Below are 18,793 nucleotides of genomic sequence, written 5' to 3'. Positions count from 1 at the left end.
CCTATTTGGTTTTCTCTTTCCTACAAATTATCCCGCATGGCAAGGCCCTGCGCATATTCGTTAGCGAGGAGATGCCCATGGCTGCCACCCATGTCGAACAATGGATCGAAGATCCGGACGGCATTGCGCAATCCATACTGGTGAATATCGGCGAATCGCCCATTGCCTGGTTGCACGCGCGGGGGCACCTGAGTGAGCGGCACTATCGGGCTGGAGACTTACTGCGACAGGATTGGGAGAAGGCCGGCCTCGGTGCGCGCGTCACCATGCGGTGGGATGCAGCCCCGCGCAGCGGCGGCATGCCGGGGCAGCCGGGTGATCCGACGCTGGCGCAATTGTCGGCGCGGGATCGTTTCGACGGAGCGATTCGCGCAGCCGGGCCGGGGCTGGCGGACATATTGTGGCGGGTAGCCTGCGCCGGGGAAGGGCTTGTCGCGGCGGAGAAAGCGTTGGGCTGGCCCAGCCGGGCTGGCAAGCTGGTGCTGACCCTGGCGCTGGAACGGGTGGCCGCCTGGTATCGGGTGGCGTGATTACACCACCATGGCGGCGCCCAGCAACAGGAGCAGCTTGACGTCCATCGCATAGCCCTGCGCGCGCCAGGCGGCGATCTGATCGCCGAGCGTGGCGAGCGGTACGCGGTGGACGTGAATATCCTCATCCTCCACGCCGCCGCCATGGCCGGTCTGCATCAGTCCATGGGCGCGAAACAGAGTGAAGCTTTCCGACACCATGCCCGGCGAACTGTAGAATTCACCGAGATTTTCCAGCCGGTCGGGCCGGAAGCCGGTTTCCTCTTCCAATTCGCGCGCGGCGGCGAGGCTGGGGTCTTCCCCTTCTTCCTGATCGCCGACCAGACCGGCAGGCAATTCGATGCATCGGCGGCCCAGCGGCACGCGATATTGATCGACCAGCAGGATGTGGCGGCCATCCGGCGCGTCGTCGATCGCAAGGATGACGGCAGCATGGATGCCCCGCGCACGACCGACATATTCCCATTTGCCCCGTTTCTTGGCCGTGATGAAGCGGCCCGCCCACATCACCTCTTCGGGGGCAGTGCGGTCCGGGTCGGTCATAATTCGATCAGCCTGTCGGGGAGTTCGTTGATGTCGTCGTCGGCGCGCGGAAAATGCGCGGCCAGCACTGCGCCCACCTGCCGCACGGCGGCAGCCAGCCCTTCGCCCGCCCGACCGGCGCGGATGGCGTCGATCAGGGTCGCCATCGCCTCGCCCCAGGCTTCGGGTGCGACTTTGTCGTTGATCGCGCGGTCGGCCACGATTTCGGCGCGATGCTCGTCGAGCGAGAGATAGAGGAGGACACCGGTACGCCCACGCGTGCGCGCTTCGGCGGCCGTGCGAAACAGCAGGATCGCGCGCCTGCGCACCCGCCGCGCCTTGGTCGCGCGGGGGGTCATCAGCATGCGCAGCGGCATGATCGCCAGCAGATAGCGCACAAGCAGAAATTTGAGGATGAGCAGGCCGAGCAAGCCCATCAACAATTTCCAGTCCGCCAGTTCATGCTCCCAATCGAGCAGGAACATGGACAGGAACGCGCGCAGATGCGCTGGGAAGGCCGCCATCAAGGCCAAAGCTATGAACACCGCGGCGGCGGCCCAGCTTAAGCCCACGTCATGATAGCTGTCGGATCGCCGACTGACGATGGTGACGATCTCGCCCGACGTATGCGCTTCGGCCTCCGCCACGGCGGCCGATACGAGGTCATGGTCGGCCTGCGACAGATGAAGCTGCATCACCAATCTCCCGAGGCGCCGCCGCCGCCGAAGCTGCCGCCACCCGAAAAGCCACCACCGCTGTCGCCGCCGCCCCAGCCTGAACCGCCCCAACTGGACCCGCCCGATCCCCAGCCAGAACCGCCGGTTCCCGGCCCCCACAGTATGATCGGCGCGCTGCCGCCGCCCCGCCCATAGCGCTTGCCCCCGCGCGCGCGCGATAGCAGCGGCAGGGCGACGAAGAAGACGATGAACAGGATGAGCCAGAAACCGATCATCGCGCCGCCGCCGTCATTCTGCTTGCGCTGCGCCGCCTCCGCCGCTGCGGCGCGTGCCTTGGCCTGATCGGGTGGGAGGGCGAGCAAACCGGTGATCTGGTCGACCCCGGCGTCTATCCCGCCTGCGATGTCGCCCGCCTTGAAGCGCGGGGCGATGCTGTTGCGGATGATCTGTGCGGACAGGGCGTCGGTCAACACGCCCTCCAGCCCATAGCCGACCTCGATCCGGATCTTGCGTTCCGCAGGCGCGACGATCAGCACCGCGCCGTTGCTGTCCTTGTCGCCAATGCCCCAGGCTCTGCCGAGCCGGTAGCCGAAGTCGGAGATGTCATAGCCCTGAAGATCGGGGATGGTCGCCACCACCACGGAGCGCCCGCTCGCCTTTTTCTGCGCGATCAGTTTCTGGCTGAGCGCCTGTTCCTGCGCGGGGTCGAGCAGGTTCGCCGCATCGACCACACCCTTGTCATCGAACTTGGGAAAGTTTTGCGCCCACGCTGACGGTGTCCAGACCAGCAGCGCGATAATCAGAAACAGGCGGGCAAGCACCGGATCAGTTGCCGAAGTCGACCTTCGGCGCCTCCTCCGCGCCCGGCGTGGTCGCCTGGAACGGGGTCATGGGCTTGGCGCCATGGATGATCTTTGCGCCGATCGCGTCGGGGAAGGTGCGGATGCGCGTGTTATACGCCTGGACCGCGCCATTATAGTCGCGAATGGCGACGGCGATGCGGTTTTCCGTGCCTTCCAGCTGCGATTGCAAGTTCAGATAGTTCTGGTTGGTCTTGAGATCAGGATAGGCCTCCACCGACGCGAGCAGACGACCAAGGCCCTGGCTCAATTGCGCCTGCGCCGCCTGGAACTGGGCAACCTTGGCAGGGTCGGAGAGATCCTCCGCATTCACCTGCACCGATGTCGCCTTCGCACGGGCTTCGGTCACGCCGACCAGCGTAGCCTGCTCCTGCTTGCCCGCTGCCTTGACGGTGGCGACGAGATTGCCCACCAGATTGGAGCGGCGCTGATATTGCGCCTGGACATCCGCCCATTTGGCCTTCGCCTCTTCCTCCGCAGCGGGCACGCTGTTGATGCCGCAAGCGGAGAGGGCAAGCGCGCCGAAGACCGGCAGCAGGAGAGTGGATAGGCGGCGCAGGCGCGTCATGGAACATCCTCGGCTTTTGTTTCGCCTGTGGAAATAGGGCGTTGTCCTGGGCGGCGCAACGGGCCATCCTGATATTATCGCAGACAGGCAGGGAGTTCCCCGATGGGACTGATTTCCGAATTCAAGACATTCATCAACCGCGGCAATGTGATGGACCTGGCCGTCGGCGTTATCATCGGCGGCGCTTTTGCGACCATTACCAAATCGCTGACCGACGATCTGATCATGCCCGTCGTAGGCTTCCTCTTCGGTGGTGCGGATTTTTCGGGCTATTTCCTGCGGCTGGGCGAACTGCCCGCCGGGTTCAAGGGCAATCCGGAAAGCTATGCCGATCTGAAGGCGGCGGGGGTCGCCATGTTCGGCTGGGGCCAGTTCCTGACCGTGCTGGTCAATTTCATCATCCTGGCCTTCATCATTTTCCTTCTGGTCAAGGTCATGAACAAATTGACCGTCAAGCCCGAACCTGCCCCTGCTTCTCCAGCGCCCACACCCGAGGACATCATGCTGCTGCGCGAAATTCGCGATTCGCTCAAAAAATAATCGTTTTTGCGACGAAACGAGTGTGCGACGGGAACCATCATGGGCGCGACCGGTTGATCGGCGTCAGGGTTCCAGATGGCAGATCGCCACGAGGAACCCTCGCCGTATGACGTCAGCCCCCGAGGGCCCAAACAGGAGAAAACGCCGTGAAAACTTTCGTCACAGTCCTTGGTCTTGCCAGCCTTGTCGCGCTCGCCGCCTGCGATTCCGCCAAGGAAAACAAGGTCGAGAACGCATACGAGAACCAGGCGGACGCCCTCGACAACCAGGCCGACAATATGGAAGCCATGGCTGATAATCTGAGTGGCAATGCTGAAAACGCGGCTGAAAATGCTGCCGACGTTCTGGAAAACAAGGCCGCCGCCACGCGCGAAGCAGGCGAAAAGGCTGCCGACGCCGTCGAGAAGACCGAAAAGAAGTAATAGAGCCTAGCTCTGCCGCTTCAGGCCTTAAGGGGCGTCGCGTTTGTTCGCGGCGCCCTTTTTCACGTTTCGTGCCGTCCTTTATTTTTGCCTTTAACGCCCCTTTAACCACGCCCCATCATGGTGCCGTGGCGCGCAGCGTTGGGGCCTTGAGGCGATGGACGAACTATTACAGGAATTCATATCCGAGACCCAGGAGACGCTGGAGGCTCTGGCCGGCGAAGTCGTCGCCTGGGAAGCCGACCCGTCGGATAGCCATCGGCTGGACGCCATATTCCGTTTCTTCCACACGGTGAAGGGCAGCTGCGGTTTCCTGAACCTGCCGCGGTTCGAGCGGTTGAGCCATGCGGCGGAGGATGTGCTGTCCGAAATTCGTGCGGGCAACCGCAGCGCCGACCCGGCGACGGTTAGTGCGGTGCTGGGCATCATGGACCGTATCGGGGAACTGACCGAAGCCGTCGCGATCGGCGCTGCGCTGCCCAACGAGAATGACGATTTCCTGATCGCCGCGCTGAGCGCTGCTCCGCCTGGGACGGAACAGGTCGTGGTCGACGCCGGATCGGTGGCGGTCGCTCGCCCCAGCGGCGCGCAATCCGGTCCGCGAACTATCCGTTTGCCGCTCAGCCTGATCGACCAGTTGATGAACGGCGTGTCGGACATGGTTCTGGCGCGCAACGAATTGTCCCGCAAGCTGCGCGAGCGATCCGCCGACCCCGAGCTGGACAATGTCTTCGAACGGTTGTCGACCTGCGTCGCCGACATGCGCGACGTGATATCCAAGACACGGATGCAGCGAGTGGATCGACTGTTTGCCGCTATCCCGCGCATGGTGCGTGACCTGGGGCGGGAACTGGGCAAGCGTATCGACTTGACGCTGGAGGGCGGCGATGTCGAAATGGACCGCGAAATGGTGGAGATGGTCGTCGATCCGCTCACCCATATCGTCCGTAACAGCATCGACCATGGCATAGAGACGCCCGAAATCCGGCGTGCGGCCGGTAAGCCGGAGGCAGGCAAGCTCCGTCTGGAGGCGCGCCAGTCAGGTAACCAGATCGTCATCGCGATATCGGACGACGGGGCGGGCATCGATACGGCCCGGTTGGTGGACAAGGCGATCGCGAACGGGCGATTGACCGCTCATGCGGCTGCGCGGATGTCCGAAGCGGAGAAGCTGGACCTTATTTTCCAGGCGGGCCTGACGACGGCGAACCGGGTGACCGCCATCTCCGGCCGGGGCGTGGGCATGGACGTGGTGCGCGCCAATGTGGAGCGGATCGGTGGCGTCATCGCGCTCGAAAATCAGCTGGGCCAAGGCCTTTGTATCACGCTGCGCGTCCCGCTCACCCTCACCATCATTCCGGGCCTTATCGTGCGCGCAGGGGGCAGCATTTCGCCATTCCGCGCGCGGCAGTGGTCGAAATCCTGCACGACACCAACGATACCTTGCAGATCAGCGAAGTCGGCGGGGCCAAGATCGCGACGATTCGGACGATCCGTCATTCCATGGTCGATCTGGAAGATGTCCTTGGCATGGTCAAACCGGCGCAATCGGGGCCGCGTGCCATCATGGTGGTGCGATCGGCGACGGGGGTGCCGTTCGCCATGGGTGTTTCGGCGGTCGACAATCATGAGGAGCTGGTCATTCGTCCCGCTTCGCCGCTGGTGATGGCGACCGGTGTCTATGCCGGCATGACTCTGCCGGACAATGGCAAGCCCATGCTGTTGCTGGATGCCGCAGGCCTGGCGAATGCCGCGCGCCTGCCTAATATCATCGACGATCGGGCGGCGCAGCAACAGGAAGATCAGAGTAATGCGCAGGCGGGCGTGGAGATGGTCGCGGCGCTGCGTTTCGAAGAATTGACCGGCGAACGCCGCCTGCTGAAACTGTCCCTGATCGAACGGGTGGAGGATATCGACACAGGTTTGTTCGGCCGGTCCGGCGGCAGGGCGTTCGTGCGGCTTGACGATCGGCTGGTGCCCGTCGCCAATGGCCTGTCCCAATTTGATCGGGACAAGGTGTCGGCGCTCCGTCTGCGCGACGATCGGCGGGAGGCCTGCTATCCGGTCGCGGCGGTGCTGGATATCGTCCAGATGCCCGCCGTTCCCGACATGGTGGCCATGCATGGCATGTTGAGCGGTGTTGCGGTGGTCGATGGCGAACATCTGGAGGTGATCAATCCCTTCGCGCTCTTTGCGGCTTTGCCCGAAGATGGGGTGGTCGAGAGGGTGCGGGGCCGTTGCCTGCTGGCCGACAGCGGCGACGGTTGGACGCGCGAAATATTGGCGCCGCTCCTGCGGCAAGCGGGACATGACGTGCTGCTGGGGTTGCCCGACGATTGCACGGTCGACCCCGAAGACGTGGTCCTGTGCACGGAGGCGGATGCGGCGCAGGCGGCGGAGATCATGGGGTGCCGGGTGGTCCATCTGCGCGCGTCGCCGCGCCCGACGGGACCGCAGGATGGCAGCATCTATCGCTACGATCAGGATGCGTTGATGGCTGCGATCGCCGGTCGGCAGGCATAGGAAGAAGTCATGGATAAGCTCTATCTTCTCGCGACCCTGGCGGACTCGCGCATCGCGGTGGAAACCGAAGAGGTCGAAGCGGTGGTGCGTCTGGCCGACATATCGCCGGTGCCCGGCATGGGCGCGCATATCGCCGGTCTGTCCGCACTGCGCAGCCGTGTGCTCACGATCATCGACGTCGCCGCTCTGATTTGCGGTCACGCGACCCCGGTGGAGCGGCGCAAGCTGGCCATTATCGCGAACATCAGCGGCCATAGCTATGGCCTGATGGTGGACAGCGTGTCGGACATATGCCGCGTACCGGAAGGCGAACTGCCATTGCGAGGCCAGTTGGAAGCCGCCTGGGCGCCCTATGCCCGCGCGTTGGTGGAGCATGAGGGGCAACCCTGGCTTCTGGTATCGCTCGCAGCCTTTATTGAGGGCGGGGCGCTCGCCCAGGCTGCTTAAAGAACAGCGCGTCGTTTACCAAATCCTCGGGTTTTCCGATTAAGTCCGCTTCAACAAAACGCAAAAAACCAAGGGACGCTTCATGAAAAACTGTCTGGTCGTTGACGATTCAAAGGTGATCCGCAAGGTAGCCCGCCATATATTGGAATCGCTGGACCTGACGGTCAGCGAGGCGGTCGATGGGCAGGACGCGCTGACCCAGTGCGAAGCGTTTCCGCCGGACGTCGTTCTGCTCGACTGGAACATGCCGGTCATGAGCGGGATGGAGTTTCTTCAGGCACTGCCCAGCGCGAAGATCGGCGCGCGGCCCAAGATCATTTTCTGCACCACCGAAAATGGCATCAGTCACATCAAGGCCGCAGTCGAAGCGGGCGCCGACGAATATGTCATGAAGCCCTTCGATCGCGAGACGCTGGAGAGCAAATTGGCGATCGTCGGGGTGATCTAGCAGTCAGCCTGTCCGCCAAGCGGGAGAAGCCTTGATTTTCGTTTGATCCTTACGCGCAGAAAGCCCCGTGATGACCGCGATTGTGCCGATGATGACCAACCACAGCGACGGAGGGCGAGTCATTCGTACGCTGGTCGTCGATGATTCGGTGGTCGTGCGGACGGTGATCGAACGCATCCTTAATGCCGATCCCGCCTATAATGTCATCCATAAGACCAGCAGCGCGGAACATGCGCTAAGCTATCTGGCCGACAATGTGGTGGATCTGATCCTGCTCGATATCGAACTGCCGGGACAGAGCGGTTTGGCGGCTCTACCGCAAATCCTGCGCGCCAATCCCGCCGTCAAGGTCGCTATCCTGTCCGGCAAGTGCGAGGAAGGCAGCTCGGCGGCGGTGGAAGCGCTGGCCCTGGGCGCCAGCGATATCGTGTCCAAGCCGGGCAGCGGGAGCTTCGGCGAACAATTTCCGCAGGCTTTGATCGATCGACTGAACCGGCTGTTCTTCGATCAGCCTTCGGCGTCACCTCCGTCGCACCTGGCGTCTGCGGCAACGCCCCATTTGGCGGACTCTCCCCTTGCCTGCATCGGCATCGGTGCGTCGACCGGCGGCATCCACGCACTGGGCCAGTTGTTCGAGGGCCTGGCCGCGCCTTTGGGCGTGCCGGTGCTGCTGACCCAGCATCTACCCGCGAGCTTCACCGTCTATTTCGCGCAGCAATTGTCGCGCATGACCAGTTTGCGCGTGAAGGTTGCGGAGACCGGTGACACGCTCGTCGCAGACACCGTCTATGTCGCGCCCGGCGACGCCAATATCCAATTGCGTCGCGGCTTGCACGGCCGGGTCATGATCCTGCTCAATCCCGAACGCACGCCTGCCGGCAACCTGCCGGGGGTCGATCCTATGTTCGCCAGCATGGCGGATGTGTACGGCCCTGGCGCTGCGGGCATCGTCCTGACCGGCATGGGGCGCGACGGCACGATCGGCGCGCGTGACATCGTGGCGGCGGGCGGATGGGTGGTCGCGCAGGATGAAGCAAGCAGCGTCGTTTGGGGGATGCCGGGATCGGTGGTCGGGGCTGGACTGACCTGCGCCGTCATGGAACCGCTCGCGATCATGAATTTCGTTGCGCGCCGTGGCAAGGTCGCCGCTTGATGTCGCTTCACGCCGCCGGAACGAACAATTTCGAAGGGGCTGCTCGCGTTCTGGCAGGGCTTTTGGAAGCACGGACGGGGCAGGTTCTGTCGGAAGCGCGCGCCTGGCGGATGGAAACCGCGCTGCGCCCTATTCTTCGCGCGCATGGCCTGCGAGACATGGATGAACTGGCCGCCCGTCTGCTGCGCAAGCGCGACCCGCGACTGGATGAGGAGGTCGTCAACGCGCTGCTCAACAATGAAAGCAGTTTTTTCCGCGATCTTCAGATTTTCGACCTGATCCATCGCCAGATATTGCCGCGGATCCAGGAAGATCGGCAGGATCGCATACTGCGCATATGGAGTGCGGGCTGTTCGACGGGGCAGGAAGCCTATTCGATCGCCATCCGCCTGCGGAACGACGCGGCCCGGTGGCAGGGCTGGCGCATCGAAATAGTGGCCACGGACATTTCTACATCGGCGATCGAGCAGGCGCGCGCCGGCATCTTTTCCCAGATGGACGTGCAGCGCGGTTTGCCGGTGGGCGATCTCATCAAATGGTTCGAACCCCATGGCGAGGATTGGCGCGCCAGCCCCGACCTGCGCCGGATGATCGATTTTCGTCGCGACAACCTGTTCGAGTCACGCGCGCCGTCGGGCGCCTATGATCTGCTGCTGTGCCGCAACGTCCTGCTCTATTTCACGCCCGAACGACGCAAGGATGTGCTTGGCCTGTTGGCCCGCCATAGTCATGCGAACTCGGTCCTTCTATTGGGTGCAGGGGAAACGGTGATCGGGCAGGGCGACGCCTTCGTCCCGCATGCCGATTTTCGCGGCGGCTATGCGCCCAAGGCTGTCTTGCCCGATCGCGCGGGGCAGCCGATGCGTCGCGCGGGGTGAAGCGGCTTCATGCGCATTAACCCTGCTTGATTGCTGCGCCCGTCTCGGCCATTGTCATCTCCAGGTCGCCAGAGGGGCGATCCGGAAGGGTGCGATGATCGAGCCGCTGCAAGTGACTGGCCTTTCCCGATGACAGACATGCCGATGATCGACACGCCGTCGCCCAATTTCGACGACCGCAGCCTGCCCATCACGATGCTGGTGCTGCATTATACCGGCATGCCCGACGCGGCGAGCGCCATCAACTGGCTCGCCAATCCGGAATCGAAAGTGTCCGCCCATTATGTCGTCACGGAAGACGGGCAGGTCATCCGCATGGTCGATGAAGCCAATCGCGCCTGGCATGCCGGGCGATCGCACTGGCGCGGCGTCGATGACATCAATTCCGCCAGCATCGGCATAGAGATCGTCAACCCCGGCCATGAATGGGGTTATCGGCCTTTCCCCGAAACGCAGATGGGATCGCTGATCCCACTCGTCCATGCCATCGTCCAGCGGCACAGGATCACGCGCGGCAACATCGTCGGCCACAGCGACATCGCGCCTGCGCGCAAGCAGGATCCGGGCGAGCTTTTCCCCTGGGGCCAGTTGGCGCGCCTGCGCCTGGCGCTGCCACGGCCGACGAAGAATCTGATGGACCCGCATTGGACGGACAGCGGTTTCATGCTGGCGTTGGAACGGTTCGGCTACGACATCGCCGAACCGCAACCTGCGGTGGTTGCGTTCCAGCGCCGCTTTCGGCCGGAGCGGATCGATGGCGTGATCGATGGCGAATGTCGCGCCATCCTGCTCGCTCTGCTGCTGCCCAAGCCCAGGGGCGATGAATAAGCGGGATGACGGGGCGGCAAAACCCGTCTAAGGCCGCCATGCCAGAGGGCCGGGCGGCCGCGGCGTGGCGGGTAACTTCCACGGCGAGGAAAGTCCGGGCTCCACGAAATGACGGTGCCGGTTAACGACCGGCTGGAGTGATCCAAGGGACAGTGCAACAGAAAGCAGGTCGCGAAGGTTTCGACCCCGCGAAATTGAAAGGGTGCGGTAAGAGCGCACCGCGTCTGCGGCAACGCAAGGCGGCACGGTAAACCCCACCGGGAGCAAGACCGAATAGGGGCGGCGCGCAGGCGGTTCGAAAGAATTGGGCTGCTAGGTCTGTTTCGACCGAGATCGCCCGGGTTGGTTGCTTGAGGAACGGAGCAATCCGTTCCCTAGAGGAATGGTCGCCTATCCCCCGGCGCAGGCCGGAGGTGGACAGAACCCGGCTTACAGGCCCTCTGGCATTTTCCTTCTAAAATCGGGGGCTGGGGTGGCTTTCCGCCCGCACCTTCCCTAATTCGGGGGAATGGCACGCAACAGCCGATCCAATGACTGGGGTTTTCCCCGATGGCGCGCCTATGGCGCGGCGCGGGAGGCGCAGCGCGTGCGTATGTGCGACCGTTTCGGCTGCGACCAGCCCGGGGATTGCCCGGCGCCGAAATCGCCCAACAGCCCCGAGCGCTGGTATTTCTGCCCCGAGCATGCCGGTGAATATAACCGAAACTGGGACTATTTTCAGGGTCTGGACGATGAAGAGCGCGCGGCGCGGGAAAAAGCGGAACGCCGCGACGCAGGCGGCTATCAGTCCAGCGCCTATCATGGATGGGGCGGGCCGGGCGACGGCAGCCGATCGCGTGACGAATTGCATGCATTAAAGGCGCTGGAACTGGAAGACGATGCCGGGTTCGACGCGGTCAAGAAAAGCTGGCGTCGGCTCGCCAAGGAATATCATCCCGATGTCAAACCCGGCGACAGTGAGGCCGCCGTCCGCTTCCAGGCGATTCAGGCCGCTTATGAAGTGTTGCGCGCGGCGGAAGAGCGGCGGACGTGGAAACCGCGGGGAGCGACGGATTGAAAGATCATGTCCGATCCAACTGGGCCAATGTGGTGCTGGTGTGCCGCAAATGCTCCAAGAAACTGGATGGCGGTTTCGGTCCGGACGGCGGCGACCGTCTTGCCAAGGCGTTGCGAAAGCATCTGTCGTTGAAAAAAGGGCGCAAAGGCGCGGCGGGCATCATGGAAGTGAGCTGTCTGGGCATCTGTCCCAAGGGCGCGGTGACGGTGGTCGATGGCGCTGCCAGTCGTGATTGGCTGCTCGTCCGGCCGGGCGCGGACCTGGACGAACTGACCCAGGCGTTGGGCCTGAACGCTTCTCCGCATCCTTAACATTATACTTACCAATCCATCCTAATCGGATGGGATGAAATGTATCGCGTCCTTTCGGCAGGGCTTGTCCCTCGCTCTCCAATGCGTCGTGGTCTTGGGTGGCCTGACTGGCCTCTATGCCTTTCCGCCAGCGCAGGGGCGGATGCTGTTGATTCCGTTGACACATGACGCGAAGCGCGTGCTGGCGCCGGTCGCCATCTCGCATGGCGCGCGTCTCGTCGCACAGGGGCCATGGTCAGGCTCTCTTCTTGTCGAAGGACGACGGAGCCAGTTGGCATCTGCTCTGCTCCGCCAGGGCGTAATCACCCTATCGGCGCAAATCGGCGGTTGCGGGGAGGTCGCCTGATGAGCGCGATGACGAGCCTGGATCGCTTGCGGTTGCAGGGACTGCGGATCTTGCTGTTCGCCAATTGGCTGTGGACGATAGCGATCGGCTTGTTCGGCCTGTTGCTGGGCATAGAGCATAGCGGCCGGGCGCTTATATTCTCCGCACTGTGCAACGCGCTGCCCACGATACGGATCATGCGCCAGCGCGAGGATATCGAGGCGCGCATGGCCATGGGCATCCTGGCCGCCGTGCAGCCGGCCGTCGGCCTTTATCTGTTGTCCGGTCATGGCTGGCAAATGGACGGCCATATGTTCTTCTTCGTGGCGCTGGCGGGTCTGACGCTGCTCTATGACTGGCGGCCGATCGTGCTGGCGGCCACGCTCACCGCCGCCCATCATCTGATCCTCAGCTTCGTCCTGCCGACCTGGGTTTTTCCGGATCAGGCTAATATTGGGCGCGTGGCGATTCACGGCATCGCGGTCCTGCTTCAGGCAGCGGTCCTGTGCTATCTGACGGTTCGGCTGCGCGTGATGTTGCAGGCGCTCGATGTCCACGTACGGCAATCCGGCGATCTGGCGCATCAGGCAGAACAAGGACGCGACGCGGCGGAAGCCGCGATGCGGGCCAGCCGCGACATGGACGAGCGCGCGGCGCAGTTGCGCGCGCAGCAGGAGGTCGAAAAGGCGCGCATGGCGGCGGACCGCCGTGCAAGCACATTGGCGCTGGTACGGGATTTTCGTCATTCGGTTTCGGAAATCGTCGGCGCGGTGGGCGCGGCGGCGCAGGAACTGGATGATTCCGCGCGGCAACTCAATCAGCTGGCGCAGCGCGCGAGCGCAGGGACGGGCGAAACCGTCGCGATCGCGGAGCAATCCTCCGCCAATGCCGCCATGCTGGCCCGGCGTATCGATCGTCTGTTGGAATCCATCGCGGCGATCGCATCGGCTTCGCACCAGCAAGCCGTACTCGGCGGCGAAGCGCAGCGGGTATCGACGACGGGGCATCAAGCGGTCCATGATCTGGAAGGGCGTACCACCTCGATCACCAGCTTTGCCGACTCCATCACGGATATTGCCGCGAAGACCAATCTGCTGGCGCTCAATGCGACGATCGAGGCGGCGCGGGCCGGGGAAGTCGGCCGTGGCTTTGCGGTGGTGGCTGGGGAGGTCAAGCAGTTGGCGAGCCAGGCCGCCAACGCGACCGGTGAAATTCATGCGCTGGCCTGGTCTGCGCGTCAGGGCGCGGGCATCGCGCGGGAGGCCTTGTCGGAGGTGGCGGGTACGGTCGAGCAACTGGCCGCCGCAGCGGATGCGATCCAGCGCGCGGTTGCCGATCAGCGGGACGCGACCAGCGCGATCGGCGAATCGGCGCGCGACACCGCGCAGGACGCCGCCAGCATGACCCGACAGATGGAAGATGTGGCCGATGCCGCGCGCGATACCGAAAGCCTGTCGGGGCGGGTGTCCAGCGCTGCGTCCAGCCTGTCGCAGACGGCGCAGGCGTTGCAGCGGGCGGCCGATCAGTTCGTCACGCAACTGGAAGCGGCCTGATCGAAGATTTTGCCTGTCGCAGGACAGGAAGAAAAGGGGACCGGCCAATGCGGGCCGGTCCCCTTTTTGCATCAGGCCGGCTGGTCGGCGCGGCTGGCGCCTTCGCCGTCCAGGTTCAGGGCGGCGAAGTCCCAGTTGATCGCTTCCTTGAGGATGCGGTCGGCATAGCTGGGGCGTAGGTTGCGATAGTCGATATAATAGGCATGTTCCCACACATCGACGATCAGCAGCGGCGCATGGCCTTCATGCGCGACGGGGGTGTCGGCGTCATGATAGCTGGTCACTTCCAGCTTGCCGTCCTTCAGGACCAGCGCGGCCCAGCCACTGGCGAAGTGGCCGACGGCCTCCGCCTTGAGCTTTTCGATCAGCGCATCGACCGATCCAAAGGCTTCGGTGATCTTGGCGAGCAATTCGCCGGTCGGTTCGGTCTTTGTGGGCGACAGCGACTGCCAGTAGAATGTGTGGTTCCAGATCTGGCCGACCTGGTTGAACAGGCCGCCCTTGGCCGACTTGATCAGTTCGACCAGCGACTTGCCCTGGAGCGAGGCGTCGGCAGCGACCAGTTCATTGGCTTTGACGACATAGGCGTTGTGATGCTTGCCATGATGGAAGTCGAAGGTTTCGACCGACAGGATATCGCCGAAGGCGTCCTTGGCGTAGGGAAGATCGGGCAGAACAAAGGCCATGGCGGAACTCCTCGGGTTCGTTATGGGACGGCCGCACGAGAATGGGGTGAAGCCGGTTTATCATATGGTCCAGGCGGGGCGTGGACGCCTCCGCCGCTTCCCATATGCGCACCCAACGCCCAAGAAAACAGATATGTGCCTATTGCGAAACGATCGCACAAATCGGACGAAATCAGTATGATTTAAGCCGTCCGTTGCGAGGCGGTTACCCCTGCGGCGGGGTCGTTTCACCGACCTCTTCGCCGTCCAGTCCATCGTTCAGGTTCAACCCGTGGCGCATCAGCATCGGGATGTTGGCGGCGGCAAAAAGAACCGACACGATCGTCACGCCCCATACCTTGACCGCCAGCCAAGTGTCGAAGCTCATGGACCGGCGCATCGCTTCGTTGGCGACAGCCATGGCGACGAAGAACAACGCCCAGTTGCGTGACAGCTTGAGCCAGCCTTCATGCGTCAGGCCATCATAGGCGGCCTGCAACAGATATTTGAGCAGCGGCTTACCCCGCAGCAGCCCGGCAAACAGCATCAGCGCGAAAAAGGCGTAGATGATGGTCGGCTTGATCTGGATGAAGCTTTGATCGTGAAAATAGATGGTGAGGCCGCCGAAGAAGAGGATCAGCAGCGCCGATAGCCACAGCATCGGCGACACGCGACCCAGCTTCACCTTCGAGATGATGACGGCGATCACGATCGACACCATGAAGGCGGCCGTGCTGAACGTCATGGCGGTGATCGGATTGCCCGCGCCCCAGATCCAGCCCGCGCCCTTATAGGTCAGGAAGAAGACGAGGAGCGGTCCGAAATCCAGCGCGAGGCTGAGCGTGCCATTATGGGCGGGTTTGGCGTTAGCGGGCATAAGCCGTCCCGGCGATCGCACGCGCCATGTCGCCCGGATCGAACGGGCGCAGATCCTCGATCTTTTCGCCCACGCCGATGGCGTGGATGGGCAGGCGGTACTTTTCCGCTGCCGCGACCAGCACGCCGCCGCGCGCCGTGCCGTCCAGCTTGGTCATGACGAGACCTGTCACCTGCGCCGTTTCCTTGAAGACTTCGATCTGGTTCAACGCATTCTGTCCCGTGGTGGCATCCAGAACCAGCACAACGTCGTGCGGGGCGGCCGGGTTCAATCGGCCCAGCACGCGGCGCACCTTTGCCAGCTCGTCCATCAGTTCGGTCTTGTTCTGAAGACGCCCGGCGGTGTCCACGATCAGCACGTCGATGCCGGTCGCGGTCGCCTGCTTGACCGCGTCGAACACGATGCCCGCCGCATCGGCGCCTTCCTTGCCCGCGACGATCGGGATGCCCAGACGATCGGCCCAGACCCTGAGCTGGCCGATAGCGGCCGCACGGAACGTGTCGCCCGCCGCCAGCATCACGCCATAATCCTGCTCCAGGAAATTATGGGCGAGCTTGGCGATGGTGGTGGTCTTGCCCGATCCGTTGACGCCGATCACCAGGATCACCTGCGGGCGCGGGAAGGCTTCTATCTCCAGCGGGCGGGCAACCGGGGCGAGGCTCTTCTCGATCTCCTCCGCGATGATCTCGCGCAGATATTCCTCGGTCAGTTCCTTGTTGAAGCGCCCTTCGGCCAGCCGATCGCGCACCCGCGCGGCCATGGCCGGGCCAAGATCGGAGACGATCAGCGCCTCCTCGATCTCGTCCAACGTCTGGTCGTCTAGCGCGGCCTTGGAGAAAAGGCCGGTGAGATTGTCGCCGAGCTTGTCGGACGTGCGCTTCAGCCCGCCGAAAAGGCGGTCGCGCCAGCTGGTGCCGGTATCTGTCATTATTGCGCCTCTTGCGCGATCAGCGCGCCATTCTCAAGCGCGGTGATGATGGCGGGGACGATGGAGGAGGGGGCTTGCGCTTGTGCGAAGCGCACCGGCGCGAAATTTTCGGCATGGCCGCTCAACCCGCTGCGTTCGACCAGCACCGACTGGGTGGTGCCGATCAGGCTGCGCAGCCAGGCGTCGCGACGTGTGGCGCAGGCGTCGCGCAGGCGGGCGGCGCGGGCCTTGATCGTTGCGCGCTCGACCTGCGGCATGCGGGCGGCGGGGGTGCCGGTGCGGGGCGAGTAGGGGAAGATATGGCCGTGGACGATGTCGCAATCGTCTACCAACGCCAGACTGTTGGCGAACATGGCGTCATCCTCCGTCGGGAAACCGGCGATGATGTCCGCGCCGATGCTGATGCCGGGGCGGGCGGCCTTGAGGCGTTCCACGATGCGGACGGCGTCGGCCCGGCTGTGGCGGCGCTTCATCCGCTTGAGGATCATGTCGTCACCTACCTGGAGCGAGAGATGAAGGTGCGGCATCATGCGCGGTTCGTGGGCGACGAGATCGAACAGGCGGTCGTCTATTTCTACGCTGTCGATCGAGGAGAGGCGCAGGCGGGGTAAGTCGGGCACGCCTTTCAATATGCGTTCGATCAGCAGGCCGAGCGACGGATTGCCGGGGAGGTCGGGACCGTAGCTGGTGACGTCCACGCCGGTCAGCACGATTTCCCGATAGCCTGCATCGACCAGTTGCTTCGCCTTTTCCACCACTGCGCCAGCGGGGACCGAGCGGCTGTTGCCGCGGCCATAGGGGATGATGCAGAAGGTGCAGCGATGGTCGCAACCATTCTGCACCTCCAGGAAGGCGCGAGCGTGATCGGCGAAGGCGGATGCCATATGCGGCGCGGTGTCGCGCACGGCCATGATGTCGGAGACGCGGACTTTCTCTGCCACGGGCGCGAAGGAGGCCGCCTCCATCTTCTCCCGATTGCCGATCACGGCATCGACTTCGGCCATCTTCGCGAAGGTTTCAGGTTCGGTCTGCGCGGCGCAGCCGGTGACGAGGATGCGGGCGTCGGGGCGGTCGCGGCGCACGCGGCGGATGGCCTGGCGGGTCTGGCGGACGGCTTCGGCCGTCACCGCGCAGCTGTTGACGACGATCAGATCGTCCTGCCCCGCCGCCATGTCGCGAATCGCTTCGCTCTCCGCGATGTTGAGGCGGCAGCCCATGGTGATGATGTCGGGACCGCCCATCAGAAGCGCGACCAGTCAGCCTCGCCGTCGAAGACATGGGTGGCGGGGCCGGTCATGCGGATCGTGCCGCCCGGCGTCCAGTCGATCATGAGATCGCCGCCGGGCAGGCTGACCGTCACCGGCCCCACCATCAGCTTGCGGCGGATGGCGGCGACGGCGGTCGCGCAGGCGCCAGTGCCGCAGGCGCGGGTGAGGCCTGCGCCGCGTTCCCATACGACCAGGCGAATATGATGGTTGCCCACGACCTGCGCGAAATTGACGTTCACGCGGGCGGGGAAGAGCGGATCATGTTCGATCAGCGGGCCGAGGCGGTCGAAGTTCACACCGTCCAGATCGTCCACGAAGAAGATGACATGCGGGTTGCCGACATTGACGGCGGCGGGCGCGGGCAGGTCTTCCCAACTGGCACCCATGGTCAGCGTGTCCATGGGGTAGGCGAGCGGAATCGCGTCCCAGTCGAAGCGGGGCGCGCCCATGTCGACGCTGGCGCCGCCGTCCACACTCTTGGCGTCGAGCAGCCCCGCCTTGGTGCGGATCAGCACGTCGCGGCCGACGAACAGGGGGACGCAGCGGGTGGCGTTGCCGCAGGCTTCCACTTCGCTGCCGTCGGCGTTGAAGATCTGCATCGACACGTCGGCATCGGGGGCATTGCCGATCAGGATCAACTGGTCGCAGCCGATTCCGGCATGACGGTCGGCAATGGCGCGGGCGCGCGCTTGCGTCATGTCGATCGCTTGCGCGCGCGCGTCGATCACGACGAAGTCGTTGCCCAGCCCATGCATTTTGGAGAAGCGTCCCATGGGCGTGCATCTAGTGCGCACGCATGGGAAAAGCCAGTGGCTGACGAAGGCGACTTCGTCAGCCACGGCGACCTTATTTCAGCAGAACGTCCTGAAACAGCATGGACCCCATCACGACGCGATATTTGCCGCGATCGCCATTTTCCTGGTCCAGGGTCTGAAGCGATTTGGCTTGCCACTGCATATAGGCGGCGCGCTGTTGCAATGCCTCTTTTGCATTGGGGAAGTCGGCATAGGTGACCATCAGGTACAGGTCCGGCTCGCCAGCGCGCGGATACAGATTCGCCATGACCTTGTAGGACTTGATCCAGCCCTTCGATTTGGCGAATTCCTGCTGCTTCTTCCAGGAGGAAGCGAGAAACTGGGTATAGGCAAGGTCGCCGCCAGGTAGCACGTCGATCATGGAAATGTCGGTGAAGTCGCCCGGATCGGCAGGATAATCCTGCGCCGTTGCAGAGGTGGAAAAGGCCATGGCGGCAGCGATCAGGCCGCAGGATAGTGTCATCTTCATCATAGATCCCCTTTTTCCGCCGAGGCGGATACTCAAAGCCACATAGCCGCGATGCAGCTATGATCCTTCGATCGGCGACCCTTTGCTGCCGATGTTATCCCGGCAGTCGATGAAAGGACGCGGTACAGC

At 63.5% G+C, this 18,793-nt stretch carries 22 protein-coding genes, 1 other RNA gene and 1 pseudogene; 14 read left to right on the top strand and 10 right to left on the bottom strand.

The window, feature by feature from the left end; translation table 11 throughout:
- Nucleotides 1–77: 77 nt before the first annotated feature.
- Nucleotides 78–530, top strand: a complete 453-nt coding sequence (locus U5A82_RS16595; protein ID WP_326291937.1) for a DUF6456 domain-containing protein — start codon at nucleotides 78–80, stop codon at nucleotides 528–530.
- Here the strand turns inward: U5A82_RS16595 and U5A82_RS16590 are convergent, their stop codons facing one another.
- The 4 genes from U5A82_RS16590 to U5A82_RS16575 are packed head-to-tail and all read right to left on the bottom strand — an operon-like array spanning nucleotide 531 to nucleotide 3,157.
- The gene (locus U5A82_RS16590) at nucleotides 531–1,073 is read right to left on the bottom strand and encodes an NUDIX hydrolase (RefSeq protein WP_326291936.1); all 543 of its coding nucleotides are present in this window, start codon (nucleotides 1,071–1,073) and stop codon (nucleotides 531–533) included. It abuts the gene before it with no gap.
- Nucleotides 1,070–1,747, bottom strand: a complete 678-nt coding sequence (locus tag U5A82_RS16585; protein ID WP_326291935.1) for a TPM domain-containing protein — start codon at nucleotides 1,745–1,747, stop codon at nucleotides 1,070–1,072. The genes U5A82_RS16590 and U5A82_RS16585 overlap by 4 nt, the downstream gene beginning before the upstream one ends.
- Entirely contained in the window at nucleotides 1,747–2,550 is an 804-nt protein-coding gene (locus tag U5A82_RS16580) for a TPM domain-containing protein (protein WP_326291934.1), read from the bottom strand. The genes U5A82_RS16585 and U5A82_RS16580 overlap by 1 nt, the downstream gene beginning before the upstream one ends.
- Nucleotides 2,551–2,554: 4 nt before the next feature.
- On the bottom strand, nucleotides 2,555–3,157 hold the full coding sequence (locus tag U5A82_RS16575; RefSeq protein ID WP_326291933.1) for a LemA family protein: 603 nt from the start codon (nucleotides 3,155–3,157) through the stop codon (nucleotides 2,555–2,557).
- A gap of 102 nt (nucleotides 3,158–3,259) precedes the next feature.
- On the opposite strand from U5A82_RS16575, the gene mscL reads away from it, so the two are divergent.
- The 13 genes and pseudogenes from mscL to U5A82_RS16510 all read left to right on the top strand — a co-directional run bounded on the left by mscL (nucleotide 3,260) and on the right by U5A82_RS16510 (nucleotide 13,642).
- A complete protein-coding gene (gene mscL / locus U5A82_RS16570) occupies nucleotides 3,260–3,697 on the top strand; it encodes a large conductance mechanosensitive channel protein MscL (protein WP_326291932.1) in 438 nt (145 codons plus the stop codon).
- Nucleotides 3,698–3,843: 146 nt separating this feature from the next.
- Entirely contained in the window at nucleotides 3,844–4,119 is a 276-nt protein-coding gene (locus tag U5A82_RS16565; protein ID WP_326291931.1) for a hypothetical protein, read from the top strand.
- 157 nt (nucleotides 4,120–4,276) lie between these two features.
- Nucleotides 4,277–6,642: pseudogene (locus U5A82_RS16560) on the top strand (chemotaxis protein CheA).
- Nucleotides 6,643–6,651: 9 nt separating this feature from the next.
- A complete protein-coding gene (locus tag U5A82_RS16555; protein ID WP_326291930.1) occupies nucleotides 6,652–7,089 on the top strand; it encodes a chemotaxis protein CheW in 438 nt (145 codons plus the stop codon).
- 82 nt (nucleotides 7,090–7,171) lie between these two features.
- Nucleotides 7,172–7,537: a response regulator gene (locus U5A82_RS16550; RefSeq protein WP_326291929.1), complete on the top strand. Its 366-nt coding sequence runs from the start codon at nucleotides 7,172–7,174 to the stop codon at nucleotides 7,535–7,537.
- Between the two features lie 70 nt (nucleotides 7,538–7,607).
- Nucleotides 7,608–8,690, top strand: a complete 1,083-nt coding sequence (locus tag U5A82_RS16545; protein ID WP_326291928.1) for a chemotaxis protein CheB — start codon at nucleotides 7,608–7,610, stop codon at nucleotides 8,688–8,690.
- Nucleotides 8,690–9,568, top strand: coding sequence for a CheR family methyltransferase (locus U5A82_RS16540; RefSeq protein WP_326292970.1), 879 nt, complete (start codon nucleotides 8,690–8,692; stop codon nucleotides 9,566–9,568). The genes U5A82_RS16545 and U5A82_RS16540 overlap by 1 nt, the downstream gene beginning before the upstream one ends.
- A 129-nt stretch (nucleotides 9,569–9,697) precedes the next feature.
- On the top strand, nucleotides 9,698–10,396 hold the full coding sequence (locus tag U5A82_RS16535) for an N-acetylmuramoyl-L-alanine amidase (protein WP_326291927.1): 699 nt from the start codon (nucleotides 9,698–9,700) through the stop codon (nucleotides 10,394–10,396).
- 41 nt (nucleotides 10,397–10,437) lie between these two features.
- Nucleotides 10,438–10,844: RNase P RNA component class A (gene rnpB / locus U5A82_RS16530), an RNA gene on the top strand.
- Nucleotides 10,845–10,904: 60 nt separating this feature from the next.
- Nucleotides 10,905–11,453 (top strand): J domain-containing protein, encoded by a 549-nt coding sequence (locus tag U5A82_RS16525; RefSeq protein ID WP_326291926.1) that lies wholly within the window; start codon nucleotides 10,905–10,907, stop codon nucleotides 11,451–11,453.
- On the top strand, nucleotides 11,450–11,764 hold the full coding sequence (locus U5A82_RS16520; RefSeq protein WP_442802182.1) for a (2Fe-2S) ferredoxin domain-containing protein: 315 nt from the start codon (nucleotides 11,450–11,452) through the stop codon (nucleotides 11,762–11,764). Before U5A82_RS16525 ends, U5A82_RS16520 begins: the two co-directional genes overlap by 4 nt.
- An 88-nt stretch (nucleotides 11,765–11,852) precedes the next feature.
- The gene (locus U5A82_RS16515) at nucleotides 11,853–12,110 is read left to right on the top strand and encodes a hypothetical protein (RefSeq protein ID WP_326292969.1); all 258 of its coding nucleotides are present in this window, start codon (nucleotides 11,853–11,855) and stop codon (nucleotides 12,108–12,110) included.
- Nucleotides 12,110–13,642 carry a methyl-accepting chemotaxis protein gene (locus U5A82_RS16510; RefSeq protein ID WP_326291924.1) on the top strand — a complete coding sequence of 511 codons (1,533 nt, stop codon included), beginning with the start codon at nucleotides 12,110–12,112 and terminating at the stop codon, nucleotides 13,640–13,642. Before U5A82_RS16515 ends, U5A82_RS16510 begins: the two co-directional genes overlap by 1 nt.
- A 71-nt stretch (nucleotides 13,643–13,713) precedes the next feature.
- Here the strand turns inward: U5A82_RS16510 and U5A82_RS16505 are convergent, their stop codons facing one another.
- From U5A82_RS16505 to U5A82_RS16480, 6 genes are all read right to left on the bottom strand, one after another.
- Complete coding sequence (locus U5A82_RS16505; RefSeq protein ID WP_326291923.1) at nucleotides 13,714–14,328, bottom strand: superoxide dismutase; 615 nt, start codon at nucleotides 14,326–14,328, stop codon at nucleotides 13,714–13,716.
- Between the two features lie 205 nt (nucleotides 14,329–14,533).
- Nucleotides 14,534–15,184: a septation protein IspZ gene (gene ispZ / locus U5A82_RS16500; RefSeq protein WP_326291922.1), complete on the bottom strand. Its 651-nt coding sequence runs from the start codon at nucleotides 15,182–15,184 to the stop codon at nucleotides 14,534–14,536.
- Nucleotides 15,174–16,112, bottom strand: a complete 939-nt coding sequence (gene ftsY / locus U5A82_RS16495; RefSeq protein WP_326291921.1) for a signal recognition particle-docking protein FtsY — start codon at nucleotides 16,110–16,112, stop codon at nucleotides 15,174–15,176. The genes ispZ and ftsY overlap by 11 nt, the downstream gene beginning before the upstream one ends.
- Nucleotides 16,112–17,353, bottom strand: coding sequence for a tRNA (N(6)-L-threonylcarbamoyladenosine(37)-C(2))-methylthiotransferase MtaB (mtaB, locus tag U5A82_RS16490; RefSeq protein ID WP_326291920.1), 1,242 nt, complete (start codon nucleotides 17,351–17,353; stop codon nucleotides 16,112–16,114). Before mtaB ends, ftsY begins: the two co-directional genes overlap by 1 nt.
- The gene (gene dapF, locus U5A82_RS16485; protein WP_326291919.1) at nucleotides 17,353–18,153 is read right to left on the bottom strand and encodes a diaminopimelate epimerase; all 801 of its coding nucleotides are present in this window, start codon (nucleotides 18,151–18,153) and stop codon (nucleotides 17,353–17,355) included. The genes mtaB and dapF overlap by 1 nt, the downstream gene beginning before the upstream one ends.
- A gap of 73 nt (nucleotides 18,154–18,226) precedes the next feature.
- On the bottom strand, nucleotides 18,227–18,667 hold the full coding sequence (locus U5A82_RS16480) for a hypothetical protein (RefSeq protein WP_326291918.1): 441 nt from the start codon (nucleotides 18,665–18,667) through the stop codon (nucleotides 18,227–18,229).
- Nucleotides 18,668–18,793 lie beyond the last annotated feature (126 nt).

Origin of the sequence: Sphingobium sp. CR2-8 (genome assembly GCF_035818615.1) — a bacterium.
Lineage (GTDB): Bacteria > Pseudomonadota > Alphaproteobacteria > Sphingomonadales > Sphingomonadaceae > Sphingobium.
The sequence above is the reverse complement of the archived record's forward strand: the minus strand, read 5'-3'. Positions and strand labels throughout refer to the sequence as shown.